Origin of the sequence: Capnocytophaga sp. ARDL2, assembly GCF_041530365.1 — a bacterium.
GTDB lineage: Bacteria > Bacteroidota > Bacteroidia > Flavobacteriales > Flavobacteriaceae > Flavobacterium.
The window spans coordinates 1,333,936-1,347,149 of the sequence record NZ_CP168034.1 but is presented as its reverse complement, the minus strand read 5'-3'; the positions used below and the strand labels follow the sequence as shown (position 1 = coordinate 1,347,149).

Sequence of the window (13,214 nt, the reverse complement as noted above, 5' to 3'; positions counted from 1 at the left end):
ATCAAAGGAAAAATTATCTTTTAAAAATATTCTTAGTAACCTCATTGTTTTTTAATTCATTAATAGCATCTTCAATAATAAATTCATAAAAATTGTTTGAAAAATAAAAATTAGTATATCTCATGCTATCTATTTCTGTTTTTAGTTCCGTTTCATCAACCAACATTGATCTCATAGAAAAATAATCAATATATAAAATAGAATCCTTTGGAGATTTTGACAATTCCTTTTGTATAATTTTTATATTATTATAAATTGGTTGTTTGTTTATATTTCCATTTTCTTTTTCTATATTATAAGCTAATAGATTAATTAAAAGTTTGTCATGATAATCTATTTTTTCTTGATATTCTAATATTTCTTTAAGTTCTTTCTTTTTATTCAGAGCAATAAAAAAAGGTATAACCTGTTTTTTATTATATCTTTTTAAAACTTCTTTTTTATTTACATCATTAAATAATTGATTATATGTTTCTATCAAACTATTTAAGTCTTCTGTTCGATAAAATTTTTCCAATGATTGGTTAATTAAATCATTATTTTTTTTTTCTTTACAATTAAGTAGGATTAAAAGAATTGATAGTAAGATTTTTTTTTTCATTATTTCCGTTGATTATTGAATTTTATAAATGTTCTTATATTTGTAGTATTAGGAATACCTAATACTCCTAAAATACTTGGCATTGTCATTGATTTTAATCCATTAGCATATTGCCCTTTAAAATTAAAATTGATATTAAAGGATTTTCCATAATTTTTTTGGATAGATGTTGAACTCCAATGTGTTTTATAGGTTAAAGTTGGAACATCACCACCTTGAATAAAAGAAGGGTTTTGAGAAATATCAGGAGTCATCGGATTCCCTTGTAAACTCATCTCTCTATCAAATAATTTCATTGACATATCTGGATAAGGTGCTATTACCTTACCACTTATAGTAACATTAAAATCTATTCCGTTAAATTTTTTAGATAAATTTCCTTTTTTATCTATACTTAAAGTAACATTGGCTCTTAAATTTATATCCATTTTTGTTTCTGTTGTGATATAAAATGGTGCTGAACCTTTTGCAGAATATGCATTTTCAAAATCTTGAACATCTATAATTCCATAATCTTTAGTAGAATAACTAAACCTAGAACCTGAAAATATATCATTAACTATTGATTGATCATCTCTACCAATATATTTAAAGCCCTCTGGAGTATTTGCTTCTGAATCTATATTATTATCCCAAATATATTCTCCTGTACTATTATTCTTTACCCAATCCTCTCTATGCATCCCCGTTGGGTCGGTAAACATAACAGGATTATTCCCTACATAGCTGTATGGCTCAAAGGTTTTTTCTACTAGCGGGTCTACACTGATAAAAATACTCAATCTTGGGTCATAATTCCGAGTATGAAAGTCGTAGAGGTTTACACCTAAATCGAGATAATTAGTTTGCCTTAACATTTTTTTGTTTTTTTTATAGATTGGACGATTTTTCTCCCAAAGACCAACATAAGTGTAAATATACAGAATTTGGAGAAAATAAAAGTCACAAATTACAAATCTACGCCATCGGAGACTATTTAGTGATAGGTAGGTCTAAATAACTGAAGTCTTCTCTTTTTAATAAACTTTCACTCCCCTTTATTAATATAACACCATTTTCAAATGTAAAATAATATATAGGTCTATGAGTAATATGAACTTCTTTTTCTATAATAGTTACTTGGTAAATATCGTTATTTTCACTAGTTCTTAAATTATTTTTTTTCCACAATAAAACAAACTCTTTATTTTGATAAATTAGAGGTATATTCATTGTAACTCCATTAAAAAAAAGTTTTTTTCTCTTACCATCTAATATATATATAGTATGTGTTTTCGTATCTTTCAAAAATTTTACACCAAGTGATATTTGTTTGAATATATTTTTCTCGATATACATACTATCATTTATAATAACTTTAGTATAATACTCCGTTTCATAATCATACTTTCCAGAGAATTTGTAGCTTATTTTCTGAGCATTAACCCCACAACCGCAAATGAAAAACAATATTGTAAAAGTTAAGTTAATATTCTTTTTTGATATTTCTAATATCTTCAACCTGCTTTTTCCATTTATTATACTCTGTATCATAACTTGTGTCATTTTTTTTCATTTTATCATTTATGTAACTTTTAAATGCATCTGATGTATGGATTCCCTCCCAACTTAATGCCTCTAATTCTTCTTCGCTATATCCTAACTTGCGTTCGGCGTTATATTCCATCAGAGCATTTTTAATAACACTTGCGTAATTTTCACTAGCAAAATAATCGTGATTATTATCATCTTTTGTGGTATTGTTTTCTGAAGCTATTTTTAAATGAGCAGCTTCATGAATTAGGGTTTTTGCTATAGCTATCTCAGAGAATTTATCAACACCCTTGTCTTGATAAAATGTTTTCCCCTCAATACCAATAAATTGTTCTCTTATATACGCTTCTCTTATTTCTGTACTAGCTCTACTACCAGCTAATTTTCTTTTATCATTAACATATAGATAATAATTAAAGTTGTTAGAGTTTTTATATTTATTTAATAATGAATTGTATATTGAATTACTCTTCATCAAAGTATTATGAATATGTCCATATGGTTTTGATAAAAAGATTTTACTTGGAACAATTTTCTCCTTACTCATCCCAGTAGGATCAATAAACATTATAGGATTATTACCAACATATGAATACGGCTCAAAGGTTTTTTCTACTAGCGGGTCTACCGACACGAAAATTGATAGTCTCGGATCGTAGTACCTTGCTCCGTAGTAGTACATGCCGGTGGCTTCGTCGAGTTCTTTGGCGTTAAACTTGTAACCGTTGTTAAAGTTTGTGGTTTGGTTGTGCTCCACAGCTACCTCTCCAAACGGTAAGTAGTCATAATATGCTACTGGTCGTCCGATATCATCTGTAACGTAAGTACTTGAATTTAAGTGGTCTCCGTGATAATAATATACTCTGTTCAACGATGGTTGTACGGGTTCAAAACCGTGTACAGGCGTAGGTTGTGTCATTACAGGTGGTTCATACGTAATTGGCTCTGTTGGTGTAGGAACTGGCTCTTGGATTGTTGGCGTAGGTTCACACGGTAAAAATTGTTGTAAATACTCCCAAAACTCACAAGGATCCATTCGTTGTGGTTCTGGTGTTATAAAATATTTCATGATTATACCTTTTATTTGGCTATAACAGCGTTTTACATCTGCATTCAACCAATAGGTACTACTACTTTTATATACAGACAAATAAAACAATTGATATATCGCATTAATACAATCCAACTCACTGATTTCCTCTGGAGTGTACACAGGGTCGGTAATCACCACATCAATCACATCTGCTGGTGAGCAGTTTAATGCGTTTACGGCATAGAGTTTATCACAAGCATTTTGATAAGATGGGTCTGCATTGATGTTTTGTACCGCTGTCAAACAATCTGTCATCGCAGGGTCGTTGGCAAGGTATTGCATAATCGCATCCAACTGTTGCTGACAGTTTTGTGGGCTTTGAGTAGCCGACATCGCCTGCATACTCATCGCCTGTGGTTGCAACTGATTTTGAGAGACAAATTGTCCTTGTAGAGTCATCAAGCGACTTGCCAATCGCTTGCCGTTGTTGTAATAATGCTTGGTATATTCATTTCGCTCCGGATTTACCGTGACAAAGCCTGATGGATACAGCGTATAGTTTGTCATATCTGATACTTCATACGCTTGCTGTCCTGATACATTTGCCAAACTAAGTCCTTGCTCTGACTTAAACGTTCGCTCGCCTGTGTGGTCATATACATAATGACTGATCTGCTGTCCGCCATTGTCCACCACAGACAACAAACGGTTTTGCTCGTCCCATTCAAAATCTCTATTGCCTACAACAACCAAATCCTTGTCTGATTGTATATGCTCTAAATTACCGTTGGCATCATAACTCAATTTAATACTTTTTCCGTCTTGGTATTGCAACAATGACGGTGCGTGAGGGTGTGTATCATCATCGTAAAAATACTCCGCTTGATAATTATGCACCGAATTTTGTGGTACTTGATTCAGCGTTACATTGTGTGTCTGGTTTTTGTTTACAATACTATGAGTCGCGTTGTAGCTCATTGTCAAATCATAGTTTTGCTCTTCCTTAAATCCTGTAAATGTACCTATGGCTCTCGACAAACGATTGTATTTGTCGTATTGGTATTGCTTATCGCTCACGCCTCCCAAATGCAAATTGTTGTGCTGTGATACCGTATTGCGTTGTCGCACAATGTTTTGGTTGCGGTCATAATCGTACTGCACATTTGAAAAAATGTGGTTACTCGGTCTTCGCAATCGCATCGTACGCAAACGTCGCATGGTATCAAAATCGTTTTGGGTTTTTACTTTGTTACCGTATTCTATCTCTTTGGCTTCGCCGAAAAACGTATAGAGTACGTGCCTCAAATATACATAATTATTTGAATTCTTTATCTTTTTTAATTGTCCTATTGTATTGTATTCGTAAAATAATTTTTCTCCGTCAGGGTAAGTCATCTCCAACACACGCCCCCACGAATCGGTTTTGGTGGTGGTGTAGAATTGCATCACTCCGTAATCGACGCCTTTATCGCTAAAAGAAAAATTCAATCTATCTTATAAATACAAAATCCGCTAGGTTTAAAACTTGGCGGAGTTTGGGGTTAAAGCTTCATTCCCTCCCTATAATTCCAAAGATTTAACATATAAAATACTTTTGTACTTGTTATTGTGAAAATCATTTGGTTCGATGAAGTAAAAAATATTTCCTCTTAAATTTCCTACAATTGTTTTACCTTCATATTCAAATTGAACTAGTAATTCATTGTTTTTTGCTTTACTTAAGCATTTCCATTTACCTTGTATTTGATTTGTAGAATCTGTTCTACTATGAAAAACATTAAAAACTCCATTTGAGTTTAACTCTAAAAAATGGTAATCTTTAATATCGTTTTCTTTATTTAAGATTACATATTTATCCATTTTATAAAGACCTATAATTTTATTATCATTTTTACATGATGAAAAACAAGATAATAAAATAAGTGGAACTAGTATTTTATTCATTATCTCTAACTTCGGTTAATATATATTTTGAAGGACTTCCCGGTGTTGCTGGTTTATTTCCATTATAAGGAATATTCCCATCCTCGCCGTCGGAAAAGTAATAGAAGCCACTAGATGATTTTTGTAACCTAAATTTATTTAATTCCAGATCAGTACCTACTTCTTTTCCTGCTCCTCCAGTATAATTATCATAATAAGAAAAATAATATCCATTATCATCTTTTCCCATACCTACAATTGTAACATAGTGATTTGTTGCTGAATTAGCGTTTCCTGTTTCCTTATTTGCATCGTACATTACACCTGCCATAACTGCCTTTCCTTCTTTTAAATTATCAACTATTAAATTTATTCCTTTCTGTAAATCAAGTTTAGATTTATCTCCTCCTGTTTTCACATACATATCTATTCTTTTTTTTGCTCCAACAGCAGTATGATCTCCATTTCCTTGTTTAACTTGAAGTCTACTATAATCAGCACATTGATAGGTTCCATTATTTGATGACCTCGTTTCAGTACTTCTACTAACTTCATAACCTAAAAAACTTCTTGTTGAAATTACCGTTACATTACTACCATATCTTATCCATTGTTTACCTGATAAAACATTTCTAACATTAGTGATGCCTGATAAATTAGGACGCTTAGGAGAACGTCCATCAGGATCTACAAAACGGATAGGATTATTCAAAGTGTATATGTATGGAGAAAAGTTTCTAAACTCCTCCGCCAACGGATCTACACTCACAAAAACCGACAACCTCGAATCATAATACCTCGCTCCGTAATAACTCATACCTGTTGCTTCGTCAAGTTCTTTAGCGTTGAATTTATAACCATTGTTGAAATTGGTAGTCTGATTATGCTCCACAGCTACCTCTCCAAACGGTAAGTAGTCATAATATGCTACTGGTCGTCCGATATCATCTGTAACGTAAGTACTTGAATTTAAGTGGTCTCCGTGATAATAATATACTCTGTTCAACGATGGTTGTACGGGTTCAAAACCGTGTACAGGCGTAGGTTGTGTCAATACAGGTGGCTCGTATGTGATTGGGTCAGTTGGTGTTGGAACTGGCTCTTGAATTGTTGGCGTAGGTTCACACGGTAAAAATTGTTGTAAATACTCCCAAAACTCACAAGGATCCATTCGTTGTGGTTCTGGTGTTATAAAATATTTCATGATTATACCTTTTATTTGGCTATAACAGCGTTTTACATCTGCATTCAACCAATAGGTACTACTGCTTTTATATACAGACAAATAAAACAATTGATATATCGCATTAATACAATCCAACTCACTGATTTCCTCTGGAGTGTACACAGGGTCTGTAATCACCACATCAATAACATCTGCGGGTGAGCAGTTTAATGCGTTTACGGCATAGAGTTTATCACAAGCATTTTGATAAGATGGGTCTGCATTGATGTTTTGTACCGCTGTCAAACAATCTGTCATCGCAGGGTCATTGGCAAGGTATTGCATAATCGCATCCAACTGTTGCTGACAGTTTTGTGGGCTTTGAGTAGCCGACATCGCCTGCATACTCATCGCCTGTGGTTGCAACTGATTTTGAGAGACAAATTGTCCTTGTAGAGTCATCAAACGACTTGCCAATCGCTTACCGTTGTTGTAATAATGTTTGGTATATTCATTTCGCTCCGGATTTACCGTGACAAAGCCTGATGGATACAGCGTATAGTTTGTCATATCTGATACTTCATACGCTTGCTGTCCTGATACATTTGCCAAACTAAGTCCTTGCTCTGACTTAAACGTTCGCTCGCCTGTGTGGTCATATACATAATGACTGATCTGCTGTCCGCCATTGTCCACCACAGACAACAAACGGTTTTGCTCGTCCCATTCAAAATCTCTATTGCCTACAACAACCAAATCCTTGTCTGATTGTATATGCTCTAAATTACCGTTGGCATCATAACTCAATTTAATACTTTTTCCGTCTTGGTATTGCAACAATGACGGTGCGTGAGGGTGTGTATCATCATCGTAAAAATACTCCGCTTGATAATTATGCACCGAATTTTGTGGTACTTGATTCAGCGTTACATTGTGTGTCTGGTTTTTGTTTACAATACCATGAGTCGCGTTGTAGCTCATTGTCAAATCATAGTTTTGCTCTTCCTTAAATCCTGTAAATGTACCTATGGCTCTCGACAAACGATTGTATTTGTCGTATTGGTATTGCTTATCGCTCACGCCTCCCAAATGCAAATTGTTGTGCTGTGATACCGTATTTCGTTGTCTTACAATATTTTGATTACGGTCATAATCGTACTGCACATTTGAAAAAATGTGGTTACTCGGTCTTCGCAATCGCATCGTACGCAAACGTCGCATGGTATCAAAATCGTTTTGGGTTTTTACTTTGTTACCGTATTCTATCTCTTTGGCTTCGCCGAAAAATGTATATATTTCAAACAAATTTATGATTAAATGTTAAAATTTAACTTCCCAACATTGTTTTCAATTAAAAATCCATTTTCAAAAATATTCTCAAAACTTTCACCTTTATTCCCTAACAAATTAGACCCCTCTAAAAAAACATTTCCTGTTACCTCTATTTTTTCTTTAAACTGACAGTCAAAAAAGTTAAAAAAAGATTTAAAAATATTTCCTGTTAGTTCTATTTTTTTAAGATTATGTCCTCCCATTTGATAATCAATATAGTTATTAACTATATTGTTTTTTAAAATTAAACCATTAATAAACCAGCAGGAATGAATTTGAAAATCATTAATTATACAGTCTTCAATAATTAATTTTTGATTAAAATCGAAAATTCCCTCTAAATCAATTATATTAATTATACATTTTTTTATAATAACCGTTTTGTTTGTATTTTTTAAATAAGACGCTTCTATAGTATCTAAATTCTTACCTATTATTTCCATGTTATTTCTCCATAATTAATTACAGTTCCTATACTTCTATTTGATATACCAGGGTACATATTTATAGATATTACTTTTTCGTTTTTCATATATGCTTTAAATGATTTTTCAATTCCATTTACTTTGCCTATTAAAGTGTTATCTCCCTCTTTTAATAGTGTTCTATTTTTTTCTATCAAAGACATTGCTTTATTGGTTATTTCTTGATTACTCATACCCAAATCTGTATGTCTATTATTTGAAAAAGCATGTCTTAAAAAACTTTCACGAACTGTATCGGAAAATAGTTCAGAACTTTTAGGTTTAATATTTTTAGTTTTACTAAATAAAGTACTTAAAATCTTTCCACTATTTTTTAGTAACATGATAGGTGCTTCTATCAATGCAGCATCATTAATAAAACTTGCTGCAACAAGTAATCTACTGTCGTATTGTCTCAAATCCATTTTTTCTCCATCTAAAAAATATATTTGACGACCTTCTTCATTATATCCTACTTTCATTCTATCTCCTACGCCCATTGAAACCATATCAAAATCTTCTCCTATCATAGAAGCTGTATTTTTTGCTTGATCTCTATAAGCATTCCAATCGCTCTCATTTTTACAACTATCACATTCATTCTCCACTCCCTCTCTATACATCCCCGTCGGGTCAGTAAACATAATAGGATTATTCCCTACATAGCTGTAAGGTTCAAAGGTCTCCTCCGCCAGCGGATCCACACTCACAAACAGGCTTATTCTTGGGTCGTAATACCTAGCATGGTAATAACTCATACCCGTGGCTTGGTCTAGCTCTTTGCCGTTAAACTTGTAACCGTTGTTAAAGTTTGTGGTTTGGTTGTGTTCAACCGCCACTTCTCCAAATGGCAAATAATCATAATACGCAACAGGTCGTCCGTTGTCGTCGGTTACATAAGTGCTACTTCCTAAGTGGTCTCCGTGATAATAATATACTCTGTCCAACGATGGTTGTACAGGTTCGAAACCGTGTACAGGCGTTGGTTGTGTCATTACAGGTGGCTCGTATGTGATTGGCTCCGTTGGTGTTGGAACTGGCTCTTGAATTGTTGGCGTAGGTTCACACGGTAAAAATTGTTGTAAATACTCCCAAAACTCACAAGGATCCATTCGTTGTGGTTCTGGTGTTATAAAATATTTCATGATTATACCTTTTATTTGGCTATAACAGCGTTTTACATCTGCATTCAACCAATAGGTACTATTGCTTTTATATACAGACAAATAAAACAATTGATATATCGCATTAATACAATCCAACTCACTGATTTCCTCTGGGGTGTACACAGGGTCTGTAATCACCACATCAATCACATCTGCGGGTGAGCAGTTTAATGCGTTTACGGCATAGAGTTTATCACAAGCATTTTGATAAGATGGGTCTGCATTGATGTTTTGTACCGCTGTCAAACAATCTGCCATCGCAGGGTCGTTGGCAAGGTATTGCATAATCGCATCCAACTGTTGCTGACAGTTTTGTGGGCTTTGCGTTGCCGACATCGCCTGCATACTCATCGCTTGAGGGGTGTTTTGTGCAAACTGCCCTTGTAGAGTCATCAAACGACTTGCCAATCGCTTGCCGTTGTTGTAATAATGTTTGGTATATTCATTTCGCTCCGGATTTACCGTGACAAAGCCTGATGGATACAGCGTATAGTTTGTCATATCTGATACTTCATACGCTTGCTGTCCTGATACATTTGCCAAACTAAGTCCTTGCTCTGACTTAAACGTTCGCTCGCCTGTGTGGTCATATACATAATGACTGATCTGCTGTCCGCCATTGTCCACCACAGACAACAAACGGTTTTGCTCGTCCCATTCAAAATCTCTATTGCCTACAACAACCAAATCCTTGTCTGATTGTATATGCTCTAAATTACCGTTGGCATCATAACTCAATTTAATACTTTTTCCGTCTTGGTATTGCAACAATGACGGTGCGTGAGGGTGTGTATCATCATCGTAAAAATACTCCGCTTGATAATTATGCACCGAATTTTGTGGTACTTGATTCAGCGTTACATTGTGTGTCTGGTTTTTGTTTACAATACTATGAGTCGCGTTGTAGCTCATTGTCAAATCATAGTTTTGCTCTTCCTTAAATCCTGTAAATGTACCTATGGCTCTCGACAAACGATTGTATTTGTCGTATTGGTATTGCTTATCGCTCACGCCTCCCAAATGCAAATTGTTGTGCTGTGATACCGTATTTCGTTGTCGCACAATGTTTTGGTTGCGGTCATAATCGTACTGCACATTTGAAAAAATGTGGTTACTCGGTCTTCGCAATCGCATCGTACGCAAACGTCGCATGGTATCAAAATCGTTTTGGGTTTTTACTTTGTTACCGTATTCTATCTCTTTGGCTTCGCCGAAAAACGTATAAAGTACGTGCCTCAAATATACATAATTATTTGAATTCTTTATCTTTTTTAATTGTCCTATTGTATTGTATTCGTAAAATAATTTTTCTCCGTCAGGGTAAGTCATCTCCAACACACGCCCCCACGAGTCGGTTTGGGTCCTGGTGTAGAATTGCATCACTCCGTTTTGCGATTGCAACACTCGGTAATCTTGCGTGATTTCTCCCAATTTTCCGTACGAAAACTCTCGAGTACCCGTCAAATCCGTTACTTTTTTCAAACGTCCTACTCGGTTTTGTCCGTTGCCCAAATCACTCGCGGTTCCGTATTCATACGATACTGTATGCGACGGATACTGTACTTGTATCAACTGATTTTTGTTGTACGAATAATTGATCCACTGGTTGTTGTGGTTGAGTTTTTCGTTTGCCATGCGTCGCAACGAACCGTCGAGATTGTATTCAAACTTGGTTGTACCGCTATCAGGATGTATCGTCTGAGTTTTTTGTCCCAATTTATTGTACTGATATTTTGTATGATGTCCTTCGGCATCGGTTACTTGTAGCAATTCGCCCAAGGCATTGTAAGCAAATTGTGTGGCTAAAGCCTCGTTTGTATCACTGTTGTACTGCACCGATTGCACAGTGTGTCCTCGGCGGTCTGTATAAGTCGTGGTTTGGTTGCCTTCTGGCAATATGACTTGGGTCGTTGCCGTTTGGGTAGCGTTGTCCTTGCCATAAATATACGAAGTTACAGCATCCAAGCCTACAACGGTCTGCAAGAGCGGTCGGTCGAGGGCATCGTAAGCAACGGTTGTTTTTTCTTGATTGTTGTGTGTCAAATCGCTGTACAATCGCAGTTGAGTATTAAAATCTCCTTGACAATTTTTCTCCTCTTTACTCAGATACGAAGCGGTTACTCGTCCCAAGGCATCGTACAATTGTTTGCCCGAAACCTCCAACCAATAGCCATTGCCACCTACACATTCCTGCGGTGTGTCTAATTGTTTTTTGGTTTGAATAATGCGACCCAATCCATCCGAAAAACTGACTGTATGCACGATTTGTTGCGGTGCATTTTGTGCATGTTGATTGTCGGTAATATAATGTTTGGTTACAGCATAAGGTATATTTTGCACCGTGCGACCGTACTCATGTTCAATCGTTTTTTCATTGTGATATGGTCCTTTGAACAAAACCAATCGTTGCATCGCATCGTAATCATAGAAAAATTGGTTGCCGTTGGTATCCGTTACGCTTTCTATTTTTCCAAAATTACTGTACGATTTGCTGCTGATATAGCCGTGAGCATCCGTTACTTGGCTTACAAATTGATAATATTTTGGGTCGTAAATGTATGAATAGAACATGCGACTACTCTCTGGAGAATTGGCAGTTTGTTTCGGTAAAGTTACTTTCGTCAGCAATCCAAATGTGTTGTACTCATAATTTGTAATCGCTTGTTGACCGTCCAATCTATCGCGAGAAATACTCCTAATATTTCCTACAGCATCTATGGTGGTATCGCTTTTTCGCAACACTTGATTGTTATGCAAAATGCGGTGTTGACGTGGAATAGATACTAAATATTTTGACGAATTATTTATCGTGTGATACAAAATACGCACATCCAAATTGTCCTCTACCAATTTCACTTGCAACGGCTGTGCATACCGGTCATATCGCTGAAATTGTGTACTCTGTGTATGGGTAATAAAATCGTTACTCATTCCCTCAAAATGATGCGTCTTTTGTGTAAGGGTTTTCACCAAGGGCAAAATACGACTTTTATCTCCAAAATTTTGGGTCGAAGCCTCTGTAGTATTGAAATTACCCATCGGTTGATTAGCTGTTAAACTCACCAAACGATAATCGGTAATTTGCTCGTTTATCACTCGACCAGACGCATCTTTCAATGATGATTTCCAAGGCAATTGCCCAATGTATTGGTATTTTCGCACCTTTCCGCTCATACTCGGTTCCGTTGCCTCTGTATCGGTCAGCTGGTTTAGCACAAACTCCTGTGTTTGTGTGCGATACACTTGCTCATTATCGCCCAATTGATGGGTTTTGATTTCACCAAATCCTAAAAATTTGCGTTCTCTACGGTCTTTAAATCCATTCTGATATTCAAAGCGTTGGCGTTGTACATTGGCACCATCGCCCACAAATCCATCGTGAATATCCACAGACGATAACACCCATTTTTTAAACGGCATTTTATAGGTAGAACCTGTCGTTGCGTAATCCATAATAAACGACGAACCCGTAGGATTGCTCACTTTTTTCAACAAATTGGTACGGCGAATATTTGACAATCGCACTTTCAATCGCTCTTCTTTGTCTGAATACAACACGTCAACAAAACCATCGCCGTCAAAATCCATCAAACGGATTTTTTCTGAATGAAAACTACTCGAACGGCTATAACCGCCACCGCCAATTTTTTAACTCAAATAAAAATACTTTCTAAATAAATTAGCTTAACAACTAACAGTTCATATTGTTATTTAAATATTCTAAAGGTTCTATCTTTTCTTCATTCATTATTACTAATAACTTTTCAGCTATTAATTTACTTTTTATTATATATGAATTATAGTAATTTATATTATCGAACCATTTATTTTTATAAAATTTTTTAGCTATATCATCTAATTTAATAAAAGATTCTATAAACTCTTGGTTTATATTTTTATTTATTAGTTTTAACTTTAACAAAAAATTTTTATCAGAATAATCTAATAGTCTATATAGCACTTCTGCAAATTCCATTTGTACTTCTTTACTATAATA

9 protein-coding genes are annotated in these 13,214 nt (G+C 35.0%); all 9 read right to left on the bottom strand.

Annotated elements, in window-relative coordinates:
* Positions 1–13: 13 nt before the first annotated feature.
* Positions 14–601: a hypothetical protein gene (locus tag AB4865_RS06685; RefSeq protein ID WP_372472505.1), complete on the bottom strand. Its 588-nt coding sequence runs from the start codon at positions 599–601 to the stop codon at positions 14–16.
* Positions 601–1,458, bottom strand: a complete 858-nt coding sequence (locus tag AB4865_RS06680) for an RHS repeat domain-containing protein (protein ID WP_372472504.1) — start codon at positions 1,456–1,458, stop codon at positions 601–603. The genes AB4865_RS06685 and AB4865_RS06680 overlap by 1 nt, the downstream gene beginning before the upstream one ends.
* Positions 1,459–1,573: 115 nt before the next feature.
* On the bottom strand, positions 1,574–2,101 hold the full coding sequence (locus tag AB4865_RS06675) for a hypothetical protein (RefSeq protein WP_372472503.1): 528 nt from the start codon (positions 2,099–2,101) through the stop codon (positions 1,574–1,576).
* Positions 2,067–4,655, bottom strand: a complete 2,589-nt coding sequence (locus tag AB4865_RS06670) for an RHS repeat domain-containing protein (RefSeq protein WP_372472502.1) — start codon at positions 4,653–4,655, stop codon at positions 2,067–2,069. Before AB4865_RS06670 ends, AB4865_RS06675 begins: the two co-directional genes overlap by 35 nt.
* A gap of 72 nt (positions 4,656–4,727) precedes the next feature.
* A complete protein-coding gene (locus tag AB4865_RS06665; protein ID WP_372472501.1) occupies positions 4,728–5,111 on the bottom strand; it encodes a hypothetical protein in 384 nt (127 codons plus the stop codon).
* Positions 5,104–7,560 carry an RHS repeat-associated core domain-containing protein gene (locus AB4865_RS06660; protein ID WP_372472500.1) on the bottom strand — a complete coding sequence of 819 codons (2,457 nt, stop codon included), beginning with the start codon at positions 7,558–7,560 and terminating at the stop codon, positions 5,104–5,106. The genes AB4865_RS06665 and AB4865_RS06660 overlap by 8 nt, the downstream gene beginning before the upstream one ends.
* A gap of 8 nt (positions 7,561–7,568) precedes the next feature.
* Positions 7,569–8,030 (bottom strand): hypothetical protein, encoded by a 462-nt coding sequence (locus AB4865_RS06655; protein WP_372472499.1) that lies wholly within the window; start codon positions 8,028–8,030, stop codon positions 7,569–7,571.
* Positions 8,021–12,862 (bottom strand): RHS repeat-associated core domain-containing protein, encoded by a 4,842-nt coding sequence (locus tag AB4865_RS06650; protein ID WP_372474890.1) that lies wholly within the window; start codon positions 12,860–12,862, stop codon positions 8,021–8,023. The genes AB4865_RS06655 and AB4865_RS06650 overlap by 10 nt, the downstream gene beginning before the upstream one ends.
* Positions 12,863–12,908: 46 nt before the next feature.
* Positions 12,909–13,193 carry a hypothetical protein gene (locus AB4865_RS06645; protein ID WP_372472498.1) on the bottom strand — a complete coding sequence of 95 codons (285 nt, stop codon included), beginning with the start codon at positions 13,191–13,193 and terminating at the stop codon, positions 12,909–12,911.
* Between the last annotated feature and the right edge of the window lie 21 nt (positions 13,194–13,214).

Excerpts from the sequence above, each read along its gene's own strand:
- AB4865_RS06685 (WP_372472505.1), bottom strand. The coding sequence starts at position 601 with ATGAAAAAAAAAATCTTACTATCAATTCTTTTAATCCTACTTAATTGT.
- AB4865_RS06655 (WP_372472499.1), bottom strand. The coding sequence starts at position 8,030 with ATGGAAATAATAGGTAAGAATTTAGATACTATAGAAGCGTCTTATTTA.
- AB4865_RS06665 (WP_372472501.1), bottom strand. The coding sequence starts at position 5,111 with ATGAATAAAATACTAGTTCCACTTATTTTATTATCTTGTTTTTCATCA.
- AB4865_RS06680 (WP_372472504.1), bottom strand. The coding sequence starts at position 1,458 with ATGTTAAGGCAAACTAATTATCTCGATTTAGGTGTAAACCTCTACGAC.
- AB4865_RS06645 (WP_372472498.1), bottom strand. The coding sequence starts at position 13,193 with ATGGAATTTGCAGAAGTGCTATATAGACTATTAGATTATTCTGATAAA.